Genomic DNA, 19,244 nt, shown 5'->3' with positions numbered 1-19,244 from the left:
AAATATTCCAAATGAGCTTTTATCAATATACAAAAAGGAAAATAATATGCATAAGACATTGATCTCCTTCTCTTTACTCAGTGCAGTCTTTCTCGCTACAAATAGCTTCGCTGAATCGGATATTAAAAATCACAAAAAAACCACGACGTATTCAACAAAGCATTTGAATTACTCGACGAGTGGATCTGCTGAGGTCATTATTCATCGCCCTGTGAGTGAAGTCTTCAATATTTTAACCAATGTGAATCTTTGGCCAAAAATTAATGTGGGTGCAACTCAAGCCATTGAGCCTAAGAATATTCGTGTTCAAAAAGGTACGACTTTCAAAGAATTTATTAGCAGCCCGATTCCAGGCATAAAAGATTGGAGTAATGAATGGCATGTGATTGAGTTTGAGAAAGATAAGAAGTTTGTTATCGCAACCATAGAACAATTTGCTCAAGTCCCAATCCATTCAAAAATTACCTATGAATTTGATCGTATCAACGCCAATAGCACAGAATTTGAACGAACTATTGAAGTAACTTTAGACGATCAATTTATTCAAGGCGCGACAAAACAAGAAGTTGAAGCCCTGTATCGTTTTATTGGTTCTCAGTGGGAAATGGCCAATCATTTAAAAAAGTATGTTGAAGATCAAAGCTCAAATTAAGGAATTAAAAAAGCACCTGATTGAACAACCAATCAGGTGTTGTAAATTAATGCATATATTTTAATGCTCACGGTACTCTTTAATCTCTATTGGCTTATCTTTCACGAGTTCAACTGTTCCCTCATTCAAACCATTGAAATTTTTAAAATGAATTGAAATACCATCTCTATTTGCAAGTTTTACACCACTTGCAGCAACCGCGCTCTTCAAGTGATAAACCGCATCCGAGTTATCCCTGAGTTCTGCCGTCTGAAAATTGTCTTTTGTTTTTAGCTCTAATGTTAAATCCATTGGTCCAGTAAAATGGATCACCTGTTCACCTTCAGCACGAGCAACTTGATCAACAGGCGCTGAAGCTTCAGCATTTAAATGCGCTGGTCTCTCTTGTTCTGACATTTGATCACTATTTTTGTTTTTATCAGCACAACCAACGAATGCCAATCCCAAGATTGAAGCCACTAGAACCAATTTCATTTTTAATACCTATCGTGATGAGAACCATTAAAAGACTCATCATTATTTTCACAGTAAAAAAGCGAAATAAATGTGGATTTAACAGTTTCAGTGTTAAAAATTACATTGGAGTTTAACTATAGAACTTACAGAAACTCCTCAAGCAATGAGTTCAAATATAAATGTCCTTGAGCAGTGCATGACAAACGATTTCGATCATCTACCATTAATTTTCTGTCAATCAATGATTGAACTTGATCTTGGATTGTTTGCAAAGATAAACCTGTACGAGCTTCATAATGTGAGGTTGGTACACCTTGATTAAGTCGAAGTGCATTCATCATAAATTCGAATGGCATTTCATCAGCTTCAATTTTCTTAAACTGTAAATGCTCTGCAGGGACTTTCGCCAGATAATCTTTCGGTAATCGTGTTTTTTGGTAACGATATACACCATCACTTAGCGTCACTTTAGCATGCGCACCAGCACCAATTGCTAAGTAATCGCCAAATTGCCAATAATTTAAATTATGTGCTGAAGGTTTTTCTTTACGCCAAGCCGACACTTCGTAGTTAGTAAAACCATTTTCGATTAAATAGGCCTCACCCTGTACCTGAATTTCTTCTAATACATCATCGACAGGCAATATAGGTTGAGTTCGAAAAAATACGGTATTGGGCTCAATGGTTAACTGATACCACGAGATATGTGTAGCACCGTGCTCCACGGCAAGTTTTAAGTCAAGTAATGCTTGTTCAAGCGTTTGTTCAGGTAAGCCGTGCATTAAATCGACATTAATTCGCTTAAAGCCTGCATCTTTCGCCAAACCAATTGCTGAAATTGCATCTTGGTTGGAATGAATACGCCCCAGTTTTTGAAGATGATTCGAGTTAAAGCTTTGGACACCTAAAGACAACCGATTGATCCCCGCCTTTAAATAATCTGCAAATGGATCATGTTCTACCGTTCCCGGGTTGGCTTCTAAGGTAATTTCACAATCATCCTCAAACGGAATCAAAGCGCTTAGCTGAGCAAATAGCCATTGATACCCTTGAGCAGAAATGAGAGAAGGAGTACCTCCACCTATGAACACGCTATGAATTTGACGACCCTGAGCAAAATTTATCTGTGTTTTGAAATCCTCAACCAATGCTTGTAAATATTCTTTCTCCAACGCCATGGACAATGCCCCATTGGGTACTGCATGCGAATTAAAGTCGCAATATGGACATTTACGCACACACCACGGCATATGAATATAAAGTGACAATGGAATATCTTGTGGATTCAAAGTAGCCAAACGTACAGCTCAAAACTTAAAAAACTTATTTTAACATGACTACACCATAACGCTCAGAACTGATTCAGTTTTTACTTTACACTCAATATAAAACAAGGACGTGGGTGCATTTATGTTTAAAGTCGCGAGCCAATTTTTATTCTTTATCCCTTTAGCGCTGGGGATCGGAATCGCAATGACCTTCCAAACTGCGATTAACACACAATTACGTGAATATTTATATTCTCCATTACAAGCTGCACTTTTATCATTTTTGATTGGTACAATAGTTCTCGCAATACTGGTTTTTTTTCAACAGACTGAAAAACCACAATTGAGCGAAATTGTACAAATTCCTTGGCATCTTTGGCTTGGCGGTTTTTTAGGTGTTTATGCCATCAGTATTAGTATTTATTCCGCACCTAAATTAGGTTTCTTAACCTTATCGGCATTAATTATTTTTGGACAGATTGTTATGTCCATGATAGTCGACCATTTTGGAATTTTAGGTACAGAAAAAATTGCCATTAATTGGCAGCGCATTTTGGGTGGCGTGGTGATTTTTATAGGTGTGCTTCTCACTTTACAACGCTAAACCTTCATTCTAAGCACATAAAAACGATGAGTAATTTTTGTGTCTAATGTGACTGCAACTTCCAACATCAGTTATGAATTAAAAAAACTATTTCATCTCATGATCCCAATCTTGATTACGCAATTTTCGCAAGCAGGATTAGGACTGATTGATACCATTATGGCAGGACATTTATCTGCATTAGACTTAGCGGCAATTGCTGTCGGGGTCGGTCTTTGGATTCCTGTCATGTTGCTATTTAGCGGTATTATGATTGCAACAACGCCGTTGGTTGCTGAAGCAAACGGTGCGAGGACTCCAGAGAAAATTGCCACTATTACACGACAAGCATTATGGGTTGCTTTAGTTCTCGGGATTATTGCTGGTCTAGTCTTACAGATTCTTCCCTATACGCTTCCTCTTCTTGGCGTTCCAGATTCACTTCACCATAAAGCTGGCCTATTTTTACATGCGATTGGATTCGGTATGCCAGCGGTCACCATGTTTGCTGCACTACGAGGATACTCTGAGGCGATTGGTAATCCACGCCCAGTGACTGTGATCAGTTTAATGGCCTTAGTCGTACTTATTCCGCTTAATTTTGTGTTTATGTATGGTCTAGGTCCAATTCCTGCATTAGGAAGTGCTGGATGTGGATTTGCAACGGCAATTCTACAATGGCTGATGCTGATCACGTTGGCATTGTATATCTTGAATAATCAGGCATATCAAAAAACCCAACCCTTTAGTCATTTTGAAAAAATTGATCGCTACTGGTTAAAACGCATCCTTGCTTTAGGTTTCCCAATTGGCTTGGCTATTTTCTTTGAGGTCAGTATTTTCAGTACTGCAGCAATTGTATTGAGTCCATTGGGTGAAATTACGGTAGCAGCGCATCAGATCGCCATCTCCATTACGTCACAATTATTTATGATCCCGATGTCTCTCGCGATCGCACTTACCATCCGAGTGGGAACGTATTATGGTGAAAAGGATTACCAATCTATGCGTAAAGTCCAATGGTTGGGTTTAGCAACAAGTACTGTACTGGCAGTAATGACCATGGTTTTATTGTGGGTCTTCCGCCATCAAATTGTCGCGTTATATACCTCTGATGTATTGGTGACTCAAATTGCGGTTTACTTGGTTCTATTCGCTGTTGCTTACCAACTGATGGACGCTTGGCAAATCAGTGCTGCAGGATGTCTAAGAGGCATGCAAGATACGAAGGGTCCTATGTGGATTACTATGCTTGCCTATTGGGTGATTGCATTCCCTGTAGGCGTATATCTCTCTAGATTTACCAACATTGGTCCTGCGGGTGTATGGATTGGATTGATCGTGGGGTTAAGTATTGCCTGTGTACTCTTACTCGGACGTTTATATATGAATAATCAGCGACTTGAGCGTAGTCAATCATCATGAACAATAAATCCCGAATGCTCGGGATTTATTTTTTTATGCCAATCATTTACTTACAACTCATTAACAATTTCAAATATGCATCTTTTGATTTGTCGCCTATGATCAAATCAGAAGATGAAAATAATGAATCGAGGTTCTCAACTCATGGCAAACAAAGCGAGCTCTCCCGGCCGTCGTTTCATGAAACTCGCAGGTATGACTGCAAGTATTGCTACTAAAACCGTGTCCAACTCTATCCGCACCTTTAACGCAGATGATGATAAAAAAAATGAAGCACGCAGTAAGCTCTTTCAAGACATTGGTGTTCAAATTGCAGATACCCTTGGGGAAATGAAAGGTGCTGTAATGAAAGTTGGTCAAATTGCATCACAATACAAAGATATTTTCCCGCCTGAAGTCGCAAAGGCTATTGCTAAATTACAACGTCAAGCCCCTGCGATGCCCTTCCAGCAAATCAAGCAACAAGTTGAAAAAGAACTTGGTCAGCCACTGTTAGATGTTTTTAAAACATTTGATGAACAACCTTTTGCAGCAGCTTCGATTGGGCAAGTTCATAAAGCAACCTTAAAAAATGGCCAAGAAGTCGTTGTAAAAGTACAGTACCCAGGCGTAGATGAAGCATGCGAAAGCGATTTAAAACAAGTCCGCTTGGCTTTACGTTTGATGGGTGTATTAAAAGTCGATAAAAAATTACAAGATCGATTATTTGCAGAAATTCAAGACAGCTTACACGAAGAGCTCAACTATGAAATTGAAGCGCAAAATTTAGAGGTATTTAGAACCTTCCATCAAGCATTGGATTCTAAAATTATTATCCCACAAGTTTTCAAAGATTATTCCAGCAGACGAGTTCTTACATTGAGCTTAGAAGCAGGTGACAATATTGAAACCGCAAGCACTTGGCCGCTTGAAACACGTAACGAAATTGGTCGTCGACTAATTCAGGCTCTTGGCCATCAGATTTTCTATCTAAAACGCTTTCATTGTGATCCGCATCCTGGCAATTTTGCTTTCCGCTCAGATGGTAGTGTCATCATCTATGATTTTGGTGGTGTTAAAACCTTATCTGCTGAACTGGTGGATCGATTTAAAAAATTAGTTCGCGCTGGTCGTGCTGAAAATATCCAAGAGATTGAACAACATCTATTCGCGTTGGATGCTCTTGCTGAAACAGGAAAATTCCCTGAGGAACTTTACAAACAATGGTTAGAAGTGTTGCTCAGACCCCTTACCACTCAATACAATTTTGCTGAAAACTCATCTCATCATGATGGCGTCATTTTAGTGAAAAAATCACTTAAGTATTGGGATACATTTAAGCCCTCTCCAGACACATTAATGGTCAATCGTACGATTTCTGGACACTATTGGAATCTGATTAACTTAAAGGTCGATGACAATCTCAATGATTTGTTTGAAACGCTCGTTCCGATTTGAAAAAACTAACAAGACCTTACAATCCTCATTATTGTTATGTTATATTATAACATTATATAAATAATTCGGAGTGTTTTCATGCGTCCCAATATTCATCCTGAATACCATGAAGTACTATTTCATGATACCAACGCAGATCAGTATTTCATCATCGGTAGTACGATTCAGTCAAAGCAAACAAAAGAATATCAAGGGAAAACTTACCCCTATGTCACGCTAGATATTTCAAGTGCTTCGCACCCTTTCTATACTGGTGAGGTCCGTCAGGCCAATAATGAAGGTCGTGTGGCAAGTTTCAATAAGCGTTTCGGTCGCTTTAAACGTAAATAAAAAAATTTTCGACTCTCACTATTTTAAAGCCTAAATTTACTCCTCCAATTTAGGCTTTTTTTTATTCTTATCGTTATTTATTGGTTAAATAAAATTGAGTAAAGAAAAAACTCAAAACCAATCCCAAGAGTCCAATCATGATACTACTCACAACATACATCAGTGCCAAATTGTATTGCCCAGATTTTATCAATTGAAAAGTTTCCAAGCCAAAACTTGAGAATGTGGTAAAACCACCTAATATGCCAACCATAAAAAATAGGCGAGCCTCATGTTGTAATACAGGATATTGTAAACTGAATGCAAAAAATCCCCCTGCTAGAACACAGCCCAAGATATTCACAATCCAAGTTGCCCATGGAAATTGATCTGCATTTTGCATGAACCACATACTGGTCATATATCGAAGTGTTGCACCAATCGCTCCACCACATGCTACCCATAACCAACTCATATTATGTCCGTTCTCGTGTATTGATCATATTTTTACCTTAAAAAGTAACGAATTATTGTCTTGGATTCACGCTTTTTTCGTTAAGATGTAGCAAATTTAAACGTGTAAGGACTCAATTATGGCTCAAGCATTATTGGAACAATTAAAAAATGGCGAAGCAAAATTTGCCGACGTAATTTCATTTATTGAAGCAGGTTATACACATACGCCAACCGCATTTAGTAATGGTCAACAATATAATGCCAGTAATGAAAATCAAGGGAGTGCTAAAGTTTTTTCCTTTGCCAAATTAAATGGTCTTTCTCAAGAACAAACATTACAGCTTTTTGCAGAACACTACGCTTCTGTTCTGGCGACACCTGAAGCATCAGATCATCAAAATATCCGTCAATTCATGATTCATGGATGGGATGGCATTAAATTTGAAGGAAATGCACTCACTGCGAAATAATCATAAATAAAGACTAGCGCTTGGCTAGTCTTTTTCAACAGTTTTATTTAGGTATTCAATTACACCTAATCCTGCTGCTCGACCTGTTGCAAAACATGCTGTAAGTAAATAACCACCTGTCGGGGCATCCCAATCCAACATCTCTCCACAGCAGAAAACAATTGGATTACTTTTCAACTGTAACTGTTTAGTCAAGGCAATTTCCCGTACACCACCTGCGCAGCTAATGGCTTCTTCAATGGGTCTAAAACCATCTAGTTTGATAGATAAATGTTTAATATGCTGAGCCATTTTCTCTGCAATCGCCCAATCATGCTTTGGGGTTAATTCACGTAATAAATTTGACTTTGCAGTGTCTAATCCCATTTTTCGCCAAATATTATTAATACTTTGCTTCTTAGCATTCTTAAGTTTAGAGATGATTTCATGCTCAGATAATTCTGGCAGTAAATCTAAATTTAAAACCATGGAATCTTGATATTGCAATTGTGTTCGAAGTGCCCGACCATGCTTATAGACCAACCCACTCTCCAAACCATAATGGGTGATCACGATATCACCCTTAGCTTTGGGCTGATGATCCACCCAAGCTTCAACTCGTTTGAGTGGCGAGCCAAATATAGGTTCCATATACGAAGACCAAGCTCTGACTACACCAGCATTACTCGGGGAAAACGCTTTTAACTCTTCTTTAGCCAACCATGACTGCCAAGCCCCATCACTACCCAACTGTGCCCATGACACAGCGCCACACGCCAATACAATCGCATCAAATTGCTCAGTTCGTATTGAATTGGATTGAGTATCAAAAACTGTCAGTTCATTTTGATTAAGCGCGGTAATTTGATGCCGATAATGAAAATTGACCTTGGTATCTACTAAACTTTTTAACCAAGCACGCAGTAATGGAGCTGCTTTCATTTCATTGGGAAATATACGACCAGAGCTTCCAACATAGGATTCAATCCCTAGGTTTTTCATCCAATTTCGAATCCAACGCGCATCCCATTTTTTTACCCAAGGTGCAAGCCATTCGGCATGATCATAACGACCAATAAATTGATCGATAGGTTCGGCATGAGAAATATTTAAACCTGTTTTACCTGCCATCAAAAATTTACGTGCAGCTGAAGGCTTTTGTTCAAAAATATGAACTTCAAATGCAGGATGAGCAGATAAAACTTCAGCAGCCATTAAACCTGCTGGACCTGCGCCTACGATTGCGATTCGCTTTGAATATTCCAAATTCATAGATTATTCGTTTGTTGATTTTCAGAAGAGATCGGCATTTGCCCTTGCAGAGGCATAAAGTGATCGAAGCGAGTTTGGTACGCTTCAGGTTTTTGAATAATCAACTGCTGGCATAATTCACCACGCTCTAGATACTTTACTTCAAAATGCGTTCTTGCCGAAGTTGAAGAGATTCGTTCTTTAACATAAGAAAGGTTCCAAACATTAATCAGTTGTTGCTCTGCCTCGTCAATATATTCAGGAATATTGCTGGCTAAAGTGATCGTACCATTCGGTTGCAATCGAGACAGTAAAAATTCAAAAAAAGGCATATTCAACCAACGTTGCGCTGGATTATGAGGTTCAGGATTCGGATATAAAATAAAAAAATCTTCAACTTGCTGTGGAAATAGCGCATGTACGATCCAAGGGATTGCATCTGCATGTACAGGTCGCAAATTGGTTTGTCCCTCTAGTTGATGCTGTTTTTGCATCGCTAGAAATTTTTCTCTAGTTCGTTCAATCGCGATTAGTTGTCTTTGCGGATTTTGTTGCGTAAACAATAAAGCATGTTTACCTTTACCCGCCCCAATCTCAACACATAGTGGTTCAGCTAGAATCGGTTGAAAGTCGCGTGGCGCATGCATACGCTGTGCTTGAAATTGACGAATCGGCATAATCAGATCAAACTTATGAAAACGCGACAAGTCTAGCAACTCTAGATGCTTTTGCCTATTTTAGCTGTTTTATTTTACTAGGATTCATTTATGTCAAAAACATTTCCGTGCCCACGCTGTGGACAGCCTAGTCAATGGACTGGCAATGAATTTCGTCCATTTTGTTCTGAACGATGCAAACTTATCGATTTAGGGGCTTGGGCAAATGATGAATATCGCCTTCCGACACAGGATTCTCCTCAAGCTGATCAAGGGGAATATCATGAATAATGCCAACTTTGCTCAATATTAAAAGAATAATTCAATTATATTTACACAAACAAAAAAATTAGCTTTTTTAAGAAAACTCAATAAATGTGATTTTATTTAAGTTTATGTTGTGATATTGTGATGATAATCACATTAAAACAACAATTCTACCTTCATAAATACATGAGACTTTATAAATTCACATTCACACTCAGTATAATTTTATCTTGCCTAGGCCTCCTTTTTGCAGGTCTAGGCATTTATCAACATGATTTCGTCTTGATTTTAATCTCTGCACTATTTGTGTTAGCCGCTGCCCTTCTCTTTTGGGAATTGAATGACATCAATCGAGATCACTTTTTTCGTTTTTAATTAACCAGCTTTACCTGCCACAAACGGGTTAAACTTTTTCTCATAGCCAATGGTACTGATTGGACCATGCCCTGAAATAAACTGTGTTTCATCTGGCAAACTAAAACATTCTCTCTCAATCGAATCCAGCAACTGTTGATGATTTCCCTTGGGAAAATCTGTTCGACCAATTGAACCCTTGAAAAGAACATCGCCAGTCCATAACAAGCCATAGTTAGCATTATAGAACATGACGTGGCCAGGCGTATGACCGGGAGCGAATCGAACCTCAAAGGACTCATCCCCCAATTTTAAAGTTTCACCACCTTCAAGCCACTGATCAACCACAACAGGTTCAGGTATCGGAAACCCATATCGTGCTGAAACTTCCTGAATCATATCTAACCAAAATGCATCTTCTTTATGAGGACCAATTACTGGAATACCCCACTCTCGCGCCAATGCTCCGACCGCACCAGCATGATCAAGATGACCATGAGTTAACCATAGCTCCTTCACGGTTAAGTCTAACTCTTGCACAACTTGCATAATTTTTTCAGGCTCACCTCCAGCATCAATTAACACAGCTTCTTTGGTCTCTTGATCCCAAACCAAGGAACAATTTTGCTGAAATGCTGTCACAGGAATAATTTTAACTTGAAGCATAGGAACCTTTAAATTTATGCAGAATGTTGAAGGGTAATCTTGAGTGCATCCAGTTGAGCTTCTACTAAATCGACCAACAAATCAATATGTGCTGCATCAGTGTTTAATGCTGGAATATAGACATAATCTTTCCCGCCAGCCGTTTTAAAGGTTTCGGCATTTTCCACAGCCAACTCTTCTAAAGTCTCTAAGCAATCTGCTGAAAAAGCAGGGCTGAGCACATGGACAGATTGAACTCCTTGTTGTCCCCATTCAGTCAGCAACGCATCTGTATATGGCTTGACCCACTCCTGTTTACCGAATCGTGATTGGAAACTGATAGCCCATTCATCGTCACGTAATCCCAGAGCCTCTGCGACTTTTTTCGCTGTAACTCTACAACGGTCGGCATATGGATCACCTTTATCTGCATAAGGCTGAGGAATCCCATGGAAAGACATTAATAATTTTTCCGCTTTACCGTGTTGCGCCTGAAAAACCTGAACACTCTTTGCCAAAGCCTGAATAAATTTTGGATGTTGATAATAATCGCGTATTAAACTTAAGCCAGGTAAATTTCTCTGCGTTAAAACCCATTTCGCCAATGCATCATACAAAGGTGCTGTAGATGTCGCTGAATATTGAGGAAAAAGTGGAAATAAAATGACGTGATCTTGCGGTGTCTGAGAGAGTTTTTTTAGAACATCATGAATACTAGGATGACCATAAGTCATCGCAGGAACGACCTGAACCTCAAAATCTGGATAATCTTGAATAACTTTTTGACGGATTAAATCTGTTTGCTTTAACAGAATTTCACGCATAGGTGAATCTTCATTCCACACCTGCGCATATGCTTCAGAAACATGCTTTGGTCGAAATGGTAAAACAAAACAATGTAAGATAATTTTCCACAAAAACGATGGAATCTCAATCACACGCTGATCAGATAAAAACTGTTTTAGAAAAGTTCGTACCGCAGGCACTGTAGGGGCATCTGGTGTTCCCAAGTTGGCAATAATTACGGTGATTTTCGGCTTTAACTCAGACATCTGATCCACATCAATTCACTGTTTAATTAAGAAATACTTTATCAGAGTCTAAGTAAATTCGGCGTGATTTTATGATTGCTTTTTAAAATGTGAATGAAAGAGAAAAACTATCATATGAACTTGATCTATTTATTCATGCATTTCCATAACATCCGCTGACGATCATCTCGTCCTACAGGAACGATCCATTCATTATTACGCATTTGTTGCTTGATGGTATGCAATGCACGTACATTAATCTGTGCTCTAGATACCATATGTGCCTTAGGAAGTTGCAATTGAGCATCGACCAGCCCCGTATCAGTCAAATACTGATTCAACACTTTAGAATAAAAATCTTCTGGTGTTGCTTGGGAAAATTGAGACTCAAGAACAGTATAAATTTCATGCCATCGCATGGAACGTATACAAATAATTTCTTTAAAATGACTATCAACATAGGCATGCATACGATAATCAAAACTGAATTGATCATCCCACTCTATTCTAGGCAAAGATAGAAAAGGATCGACTTCAGATTTGGTTTGTTCCATTTTTGCTTGTGCCAGCTGAGCTCTTAATCGATCAATCTCATCTTGTTTTGCTTGAATGCTTTGTGGTCTTACCCAACCCAAAACAGGGTAACGCTCAAGCATTTGAGGCATATGAGACCTGAGTGCAAGCTCTAATTCACGAGCACTTTTAAAACATACGACCTGATCAACTTCTTTCACGATCTGTTGACGGAAATTTTGAAAGCGCTGTTGAAGATCCGCTTCATGCTCTCGTAAATGCTCCGCACGCGATTCTGGCTGTTCATGCATAAATACAATGATGGGCTTTTGCTTAGTCACTGCATAGATATATTCCAAGTGCATGTAACTAATGCCAGAGACAGATTGCTCACCATACTGGCTTCCTAAAAGCAGAAGTACATAATCACAATCATCAATTTGACGGCGTGCAAAAGCGGTTGTTACAGGTGTTCTTTGTTCTAAACCCCATGAAAAAAAACCCATACCGATCAGCGTTTGAGACACAACCATACGTTCTGGCTGCATCTCTTTACCAGAAGTTGTAATAAACACTTGGTAACGCTTATCTAGCATGCCTTAATCCAATCCTGCATCTAGGTAAAAATGCCTTACTCATAAGGCTTAAAATATATAGCTTGATATTGATCATTCTTCTTCGAATGTATCAGTTAAATTTTCAATTGACCATAGTATTTCATGCCCGATCATATTTTGAAGTACAGGCTGAAGTTCAAGCGCATTTCCGCCACTGACGACACAACGCAACTGCACTGATTTGTCATATGGTTGAGTAGCATTGAATTTATTTTTGATAAGGACTCTTGCTGTTTGGCGTGCAACAGCAAATCCTGAATCAACCAAAGTCAGTCGCTCTGTATAAAGATGCTCAATTGCTGATTTTAAAAATGGATAATGCGTACAACCCAACACCAAATAATCGGCTTGATCTTGCATGACGGGATCAAGTATCCGTTGTAATGTTGCAATACAGGCTTGCGAATTTTGTTGCCCTGCTTCCACGAAAGGAACCAAATCCAAACTGGTGACTTGATGAACTTTAACACCTAAAGGATCTGCAAAATTCTGCATTACATCCTTGATTAACTGGCCTCTAAAAGTCGCTGGAGTCGCCAATACAGCCACTACTTTAGACTGTGTCTGTAACACTGCAGGTTTTAACGCAGGAACCAACCCAATGATCGGAAATCGCTCACCATAATGTGTCCTTAAGTAATCCAGACTAAAAGCTGATGCCGTATTACACGCAACAACCGCAACTTTACATCCTTGACGATACAACCACTCAATTGCATGTGCTGTGAGCTGACGAATATCTTGATCTTCGCGCGGACCATAAGGGACATGAGCTGTATCTGCATAGTAAAGGATATGCTCATTGGGTAAATATTTTGCTATTTCCAATGCAACTGATAAACCACCAATCCCCGAGTCGAAAATCCCAATAGGGGCATGTTCAAGTGCATGAGGCATAGGCTCATTAGAGCTCGGTTGGGGTAAAATTGCAGACATCTCAACGACTACTTTTATAATGCTTAAATGAATGGGCTAAGCTTAAACCTCAAGTCCCTAATTGCAATAGCAGATTACCACTTTTTAAATTCAAAACTGATTCACCTTGCTCATTTTCGCTCAACTCCCCCATTTCAACTAAATGAAAAAAAGTTGATCGTTGTATCAATGCGTTGATGCCGAAACGCACATGCACGTAAGGACGCATCTCTCCTTGAAAATCACGCATAAAGATTGGATGATCTTGATCCACAATAATGAGATCTTGAGTGGTCGTTGTTAGCTGTAGATAAGAAAGCCCTTGAATCTCGACTTGATCTACCTGATTGACCAATAAAGGTTCATCTTCGACTTCAATTTCGATTTGCTCAACGGGTGTTTTTAAGTAAAATTTGTTGTCTTCTTTCCACAGTACTGTCGAGAATAGGTCAATGAGGCTTTGTCTTTTAATCAATTGACCTTCGTGCCACCATTCACCATTCGCTTTTACTTTCAAATCCATTGAGCCACAATGCTTTGGGTTCCATTGTTCAAGAGGTGGGATTGACCTTTTGTGACTTGACTGTGCATCTTTTAGATATTGTACGATATTGATTAAGTTTTTATCATCAGGTACAAGTGAATCAGGCTGTGCTGTTATAGAATCATTTTGTTTTACCATGGTTTATGCCCTGCTGACGGAAAATAAAGCGACTCAGCCAATTGGCTTGATCAAGGTTTGAACCTATACTAGCGCAAAATATATAAAAGGTACGAGAGCAAAATTGTACCTGCAACTAAGAACACTCATGGCAGCACCGTCGGAATTATCGGTTGCCACCCTTTACTTTATGAGGAGTCCTTTATGGAACACATCGAACGTGAATCGATGGAGTTTGACGTTGTAATCGTTGGAGCGGGCCCTGCGGGTCTTTCAGCTGCGATCAAAATCCGTCAACTTGCAATTGAAAACAACCTCAACGATTTATCTGTATGTGTCGTTGAAAAAGGCTCTGAAGTAGGTGCGCATATTCTTTCTGGTGCTGTGCTTGAACCACGCGCTATTAATGAATTGTTCCCAAATTGGAAAGAAGAAGGTGCGCCTTTAAACGTACCTGTTACAGAAGATGAAACGTACTTCCTTCTTTCAGATCAAAAATCTCAAAAAATGCCTCATGCTTTTGTGCCTAAAACAATGCACAACGACGGTAACTATATCATCTCTCTTGGTAACGTCGTACGCTGGTTAGGACAAAAAGCTGAAGAGCTTGAAGTATCCATTTTCCCGGGCTTCGCAGCAGCGGAAATTCTGTATCATGCTGATGGTACTGTAAAAGGTATCCAAACAGGTGATATGGGTATTGGTAAAGATGGTGAGCCAACACATAACTTTACCCCAGGCTATGAGCTCCATGCGAAATACACGTTATTCGCTGAAGGCTGCCGTGGTCATTTAGGTAAACGCCTAATCGCTCAATTCGGCTTAGATAAAGACGCTGATCCTCAACATTACGGTATCGGTATTAAAGAACTTTGGGAAATCGATCCAGCGAAGCACAAATCAGGTAAAGTCATGCACGGTGCGGGTTGGCCTTTAACTGAAACTGGTTCATCTGGTGGTTGGTGGTTATATCACGCTGAAAATAACCAAGTATCATTGGGTATGATTGTCGACTTATCTTACCAAAACCCTCATATGTATCCATTCATGGAAATGCAACGTTGGAAAACACATCCATTAATTAAAGATGTATTGGAAGGCGGTAAACGTATTTCTTACGGTGCACGTGCAGTGGTTAAAGGTGGTTTTAACTCTCTTCCTAAATTCACCTTCCCAGGTGGAAGCTTAATTGGTGATGATGCTGGCTTCTTGAACTTTGCAAAAATTAAAGGTTCACACACAGCTATGAAATCAGGCATGTTATGTGGTGAAGCTGTATTTGAAGCAATTAAAGCTGGTGTAGAAAAAGGCGGTGACCTTGCAATTGCTCGTGTGACAGAAGGCGAAGATTTCTTTGCTAAAGAGTTAACGTCATATACAGAGAAATTTAACAACAGTTGGTTAAAAGAAGAGTTATATAATGCTCGTAACTTTGGCCCTGCAATGCATAAGTTTGGTACATTCTTCGGTGGTGCATTCAACTTTATCGATCAAAATGTATTTAAAGTTCCGTTCACTTTACGTGATTTGACACCTGACTACAGTGCTTTAAAAACTGTTGATGCAGTGAACTTCAAACCAAACTATCCAAAACCAGATGGTAAGCTTACATTTGACCGTTTATCTTCAGTGTTTGTTTCAAATACAGTACACGAAGAAAACCAGCCAGCGCATTTAAAATTAACTGATCCATCAATTCCAGTAAACGTTAACCTTCCTCAATGGGATGAGCCTGCTCAGCGCTACTGTCCTGCTGGCGTATACGAAATCATGGAAAATGATGATGGTTCTAAGCGTTTCCAAATTAATGCTGCGAACTGTGTTCACTGTAAGACTTGTGATATTAAAGATCCGTCACAAAACATTACTTGGGTTGTACCTGAGGGTGCGGGTGGTCCGAACTATCCGAATATGTAATCTCGTTTGAGATCAAAAAACCCGCGTAAGCGGGTTTTTTATTAAACTTCGATAAATACGAAAGTTTCCCCTTGAGCGATATAGTTTTATTCTTCACCATCAAAATACCAATATACTTGACCCCAGTCTTGTTCTGAAAGCATTGGTAAAATGTCACCTTTATTAAAGTGCAGACGTTGATTTGGCTGAGCAGGTGTCGTCCAAAAACCAGTTTTAGAACATTTTTCACCGCCTCGTACTTTAATTTTTTCTACCGAATCTTGTGCTTGTACTTTTTCTGATTGTGCTTTAGCAAAATCGACTAAATCTTTTGGATAAAATTGATGCTCTCGATAAATGGTGTCATCAATATCTAATAGCCATGTCACTGCTGCTGCTTCCCATGACCAATAACCATAATAACTCCTACCAGATCTTAAGTCGGTTTCTGGGTGCTGTTCAAAGTATGGTTCACGCCGACTGGCTTCATACCAATCTTCTAAGTATTGCAACATCATCGCTGGACGTTTTTCAGGTGCAGTATCAAAAACTTTAATGAGCTTACGATAAGGTAAATGACGACGTGCTTCATTTGGTGGTATGCCTCGATCTGTTACAAATGGAGCAACCAATCGCTCGATTAAGCCATCTTTTTCTTGTCCTTCAGGCGTTGCTTCTGTGTAGTCGATAATCGTCATAATTCGACTCATTTGATCTGCATACCCTGTCAGTAAACCAAAGCATATCAGTCGTAAAGCAATATACCAATAATCTTCAGTTCCCAAGGAAATATGCCAGACATAACGTCCACCTGCATCAGGGCTTAAATTATAAAGATGACTCGTTTCAGCATATTCTTCTGTCCAATGAAGAAGATATGGATAAAGTTCTTTTATAAAATTTAAATCCCCGCCTGCTGAATATTGTAAAGATATCAAGTTCAGAACATCTTTTAATCTTTGATGACCAGATGCTATATATCCACCAAATTTAGAATCATTTTTATAATGGCTAAATCCATCAACAACTGTATATATACCATTAACAAACGTATCAAATCTCTTGTGATACATTTCTTGCTCAAGCAACTTATCTCTAAATAAACTTGTATCTTTTACTTCTAAACTCAACCATTTTTGCCAATCTATTTCTTGATCATTTACTTGTATTGACATACTTTCATCTCTCCAACATCTCGTTTGGTAAAACAAATTCTAATTTAATACCGTGTGCAGTTACTGTCCGTGTACACTTAGGTTTATTTAAGCCTTTACATTTTTCATGATGATCGAATTTATCACCAGTAATAGTGACCAAACTTCGATCATATGGGCATCGAATTGCGATGGTTTTACCTAGTTTTCTTTCTGTGGATGGTTTGAATTTAACTCGTCGCCAATCTTCTATTTTATCCAATAAATTGTCATGTTTTGATACTATTTTGGCTGAATCTATTTTACTAGCAATCCATAAATGCGACATCTGCACACCATCACTCACAGTCGTCCCCACTGAACGCTTAACCTTATCATCTTGGTCTGATGCCATATAAACATCGAGACCCATTTTCAATGCCATCATGGCTGCCTTTGGTGTCATGAGTGTTCTATGGCTTAGTGCATTGGTCGCTTTACTGTCTGTAATACGATACTTATGTGCTAGTCGAGCACTATGCCATACATGATCAAGTCCGTTATGACCCGTATCGTGATATTCGTACAGCACGCCATTATTATTAATTTTAGAGCGACTTTTCATGCGTTTTACATAGTAATAATCCGTAATGTGCTCACCACCTGAACCAAGTTCTTGATTCGATCTTCGCTTACGTTTTAATTGTTGCCGTTTAGTTGACGTATTTTGACGCCCTGGACTTGCATTATTACCACCAGTATTTCTTGGAACATTGCCATTTTGCTGAGTTCGTGGGGCTGGATTTTGATTTGGTCTACTGGTTGTTGTCGGTGTTCGAGTCGTAATTGGAGCTCTAGCTGTAGTGTTAGGATAAGGAGTTGCTAGTGCCTTTTTATGGGCTGCTTGCATTTCTTTCATAACCATATCAATTTTTTGATTGGCAACTTTCTTCATTTGCTGAAGCTGAGTTACTAATGTTTTTAACTTAGCATTGCCGAGAACAGCTCGTGTCATCCAACTATCAAAAACGCCAATTAAACCATCAATAATTTTATTACTAGTTGTTTGCAGCTCTCTTGTGTATGTATTCCAATTTAAGGTTCTAAACCATTTATCTACATCACCACGTAATGTTTTGCTTGGTATTGCATCCAAAATAGCTCCCATAGCTTTACCTGAACGCAATTGTTTAAAAACAATTTTTAATCCATCACCAGCAATTGGAACAAATGCAACAAGATTAAATACCAAATCAAACCAATTCTCTTTATTATCTGGCTTTTCTGATATTTTAACGACTGAGACAATCACATTCCCGACATCAACGCCTTGACCAACAAAGGGTATACAACCTATCACAACTGCAACAATAATTTGAGCGGGACTGGAGCCACTACCATCAAGTACACCTTTAATCCATTGAGCCGCCGATTCTTCCCCTTTAGCTGTTACTCTTACAGCTTGCGTTGAACCCTTGGCTACGGCAGTATTCATTGTTTATCTCCTAGGTCTAATCTAGAAGTAGAATCATCTGTAAGTAAAATTTCTTCTAAATCATCTGCTATTGCATCATCTACATTATTTTGTTGTGGTATTAATTGTTCTTCATAATCGCTTACATGATCATCGTATTCGATATTATTCGACATGAGCATGTCTTCAATTTCATCAGGGAAATATTCATCTAATAATGCATCTAATTCTTGTTGGTTGTATTGCTCAATAAGTTGTTCAGCTTCACTAACACTCATCACTTTTTGATCTTTAAAAGGATTATCAATTTTTTCTCTATCTGGTTTCGCCTCAACACTACTAAAGCCATAGTAGACTTTAGGTTGAGTTTTATCACTAGGAATAGTGACTTTGGCATAACCTTCGGCATCCAATACACCTTCTTGGGCAGAACCATCAGCAAAAATCAGTTTAAATGGAGCTTGTGCAACAGGTTTTAAGTCATCATAAATGTATTTTAATTCCACTTTATTAGGTAATAATTTAAAGGTAGGTAAAGCTGGAAATTTTGCTGATACATTCTTTCCATTCACAAACTGATGCTGCCCTGCCTTAACCTCAAACTTACTTGCAGTCGTAGGAAATACCCCTGAAGCATTTATTTTTAGCTGTGAACCGCCTGCGGTCAGTACGATTTCTTTCGCACTCGTGATGTCGACATTTGCCTCCGTGGAAATAATCTGCACACCCTTTCTGGCAATCAGATCAGCACCATCCCCTTGAGCTTGAATCTCGATCTTGCCTTTCCCTGCATACA

21 protein-coding genes are annotated in these 19,244 nt (G+C 38.9%); 8 read left to right on the top strand and 13 right to left on the bottom strand.

Features of this window, described 5'->3' with window-relative positions:
• Positions 1-46 precede the first annotated feature (46 nt).
• The gene (locus AC1M86_RS13190; RefSeq protein ID WP_481608151.1) at positions 47-652 is read left to right on the top strand and encodes an SRPBCC family protein; all 606 of its coding nucleotides are present in this window, start codon (positions 47-49) and stop codon (positions 650-652) included.
• A 60-nt stretch (positions 653-712) separates the two neighbouring features.
• Here the strand turns inward: AC1M86_RS13190 and AC1M86_RS13185 are convergent, their stop codons facing one another.
• Positions 713-1,126, bottom strand: a complete 414-nt coding sequence (locus AC1M86_RS13185; RefSeq protein WP_481592058.1) for a hypothetical protein — start codon at positions 1,124-1,126, stop codon at positions 713-715.
• Positions 1,127-1,251: 125 nt separating this feature from the next.
• Complete coding sequence (gene hemW, locus AC1M86_RS13180) at positions 1,252-2,406, bottom strand: radical SAM family heme chaperone HemW (protein WP_481592059.1); 1,155 nt, start codon at positions 2,404-2,406, stop codon at positions 1,252-1,254.
• A 112-nt stretch (positions 2,407-2,518) separates the two neighbouring features.
• Between hemW and AC1M86_RS13175 the strand changes: the two genes are divergently transcribed.
• The 4 genes from AC1M86_RS13175 to AC1M86_RS13160 all read left to right on the top strand — a co-directional run bounded on the left by AC1M86_RS13175 (position 2,519) and on the right by AC1M86_RS13160 (position 6,151).
• Positions 2,519-2,980: a DMT family transporter gene (locus tag AC1M86_RS13175; protein ID WP_035264998.1), complete on the top strand. Its 462-nt coding sequence runs from the start codon at positions 2,519-2,521 to the stop codon at positions 2,978-2,980.
• A gap of 99 nt (positions 2,981-3,079) precedes the next feature.
• Positions 3,080-4,384 (top strand): MATE family efflux transporter, encoded by a 1,305-nt coding sequence (locus AC1M86_RS13170; RefSeq protein WP_481608176.1) that lies wholly within the window; start codon positions 3,080-3,082, stop codon positions 4,382-4,384.
• 144 nt (positions 4,385-4,528) lie between these two features.
• Positions 4,529-5,821 carry an ABC1 kinase family protein gene (locus AC1M86_RS13165; protein ID WP_481608175.1) on the top strand — a complete coding sequence of 431 codons (1,293 nt, stop codon included), beginning with the start codon at positions 4,529-4,531 and terminating at the stop codon, positions 5,819-5,821.
• A gap of 78 nt (positions 5,822-5,899) precedes the next feature.
• Positions 5,900-6,151, top strand: a complete 252-nt coding sequence (locus AC1M86_RS13160; protein ID WP_035264993.1) for a type B 50S ribosomal protein L31 — start codon at positions 5,900-5,902, stop codon at positions 6,149-6,151.
• Between the two features lie 73 nt (positions 6,152-6,224).
• Here AC1M86_RS13160 and crcB read toward each other — a convergent pair whose 3' ends face one another.
• Positions 6,225-6,605, bottom strand: a complete 381-nt coding sequence (crcB, locus tag AC1M86_RS13155; protein ID WP_481608150.1) for a fluoride efflux transporter CrcB — start codon at positions 6,603-6,605, stop codon at positions 6,225-6,227.
• Between the two features lie 118 nt (positions 6,606-6,723).
• Here crcB and AC1M86_RS13150 point away from each other — a divergent pair, with 118 nt between their 5' ends.
• Complete coding sequence (locus tag AC1M86_RS13150; protein ID WP_035264987.1) at positions 6,724-7,056, top strand: HopJ type III effector protein; 333 nt, start codon at positions 6,724-6,726, stop codon at positions 7,054-7,056.
• Between the two features lie 24 nt (positions 7,057-7,080).
• Here the strand turns inward: AC1M86_RS13150 and AC1M86_RS13145 are convergent, their stop codons facing one another.
• On the bottom strand, positions 7,081-8,307 hold the full coding sequence (locus AC1M86_RS13145; RefSeq protein WP_481608149.1) for a TIGR03862 family flavoprotein: 1,227 nt from the start codon (positions 8,305-8,307) through the stop codon (positions 7,081-7,083).
• Positions 8,304-8,969, bottom strand: coding sequence for a class I SAM-dependent methyltransferase (locus AC1M86_RS13140; RefSeq protein WP_481608174.1), 666 nt, complete (start codon positions 8,967-8,969; stop codon positions 8,304-8,306). The genes AC1M86_RS13145 and AC1M86_RS13140 overlap by 4 nt, the downstream gene beginning before the upstream one ends.
• An 84-nt stretch (positions 8,970-9,053) precedes the next feature.
• On the opposite strand from AC1M86_RS13140, the gene AC1M86_RS13135 reads away from it, so the two are divergent.
• Positions 9,054-9,233, top strand: a complete 180-nt coding sequence (locus AC1M86_RS13135) for a DNA gyrase inhibitor YacG (RefSeq protein WP_481608148.1) — start codon at positions 9,054-9,056, stop codon at positions 9,231-9,233.
• 351 nt (positions 9,234-9,584) lie between these two features.
• On the opposite strand, the gene AC1M86_RS13130 is transcribed toward AC1M86_RS13135, so the two are convergent.
• From AC1M86_RS13130 to AC1M86_RS13110, 5 genes are all read right to left on the bottom strand, one after another.
• Positions 9,585-10,229 carry an MBL fold metallo-hydrolase gene (locus tag AC1M86_RS13130; RefSeq protein WP_092768141.1) on the bottom strand — a complete coding sequence of 215 codons (645 nt, stop codon included), beginning with the start codon at positions 10,227-10,229 and terminating at the stop codon, positions 9,585-9,587.
• 14 nt (positions 10,230-10,243) lie between these two features.
• Complete coding sequence (hemH, locus tag AC1M86_RS13125; RefSeq protein WP_481596527.1) at positions 10,244-11,260, bottom strand: ferrochelatase; 1,017 nt, start codon at positions 11,258-11,260, stop codon at positions 10,244-10,246.
• 125 nt (positions 11,261-11,385) lie between these two features.
• On the bottom strand, positions 11,386-12,348 hold the full coding sequence (locus tag AC1M86_RS13120; protein ID WP_481608147.1) for a DUF4062 domain-containing protein: 963 nt from the start codon (positions 12,346-12,348) through the stop codon (positions 11,386-11,388).
• 72 nt (positions 12,349-12,420) lie between these two features.
• The gene (gene murI / locus AC1M86_RS13115) at positions 12,421-13,305 is read right to left on the bottom strand and encodes a glutamate racemase (protein ID WP_481592062.1); all 885 of its coding nucleotides are present in this window, start codon (positions 13,303-13,305) and stop codon (positions 12,421-12,423) included.
• Between the two features lie 49 nt (positions 13,306-13,354).
• Positions 13,355-13,966, bottom strand: a complete 612-nt coding sequence (locus tag AC1M86_RS13110) for a DUF1285 domain-containing protein (protein ID WP_035264966.1) — start codon at positions 13,964-13,966, stop codon at positions 13,355-13,357.
• Between the two features lie 183 nt (positions 13,967-14,149).
• On the opposite strand from AC1M86_RS13110, the gene AC1M86_RS13105 reads away from it, so the two are divergent.
• Entirely contained in the window at positions 14,150-15,862 is a 1,713-nt protein-coding gene (locus AC1M86_RS13105) for an electron transfer flavoprotein-ubiquinone oxidoreductase (protein ID WP_481608146.1), read from the top strand.
• A gap of 86 nt (positions 15,863-15,948) precedes the next feature.
• Here AC1M86_RS13105 and AC1M86_RS13100 read toward each other — a convergent pair whose 3' ends face one another.
• From AC1M86_RS13100 to AC1M86_RS13090, 3 genes are all read right to left on the bottom strand, one after another.
• The gene (locus AC1M86_RS13100; RefSeq protein WP_481608145.1) at positions 15,949-17,016 is read right to left on the bottom strand and encodes a PoNe immunity protein domain-containing protein; all 1,068 of its coding nucleotides are present in this window, start codon (positions 17,014-17,016) and stop codon (positions 15,949-15,951) included.
• 4 nt (positions 17,017-17,020) lie between these two features.
• On the bottom strand, positions 17,021-18,469 hold the full coding sequence (locus tag AC1M86_RS13095) for a hypothetical protein (RefSeq protein WP_481608144.1): 1,449 nt from the start codon (positions 18,467-18,469) through the stop codon (positions 17,021-17,023).
• On the bottom strand, positions 18,466-19,244 hold a 779-nt coding region (locus tag AC1M86_RS13090; protein WP_481596535.1), incomplete at its 5' end, for a DUF2345 domain-containing protein. The genes AC1M86_RS13095 and AC1M86_RS13090, both read right to left, overlap by 4 nt.

It is taken from the genome of Acinetobacter sp. ANC_7654 (genome assembly GCF_056779855.1).
Note: the sequence above shows the minus strand (reverse complement) of the source record. Positions and strands in the feature narration are given on the sequence as shown.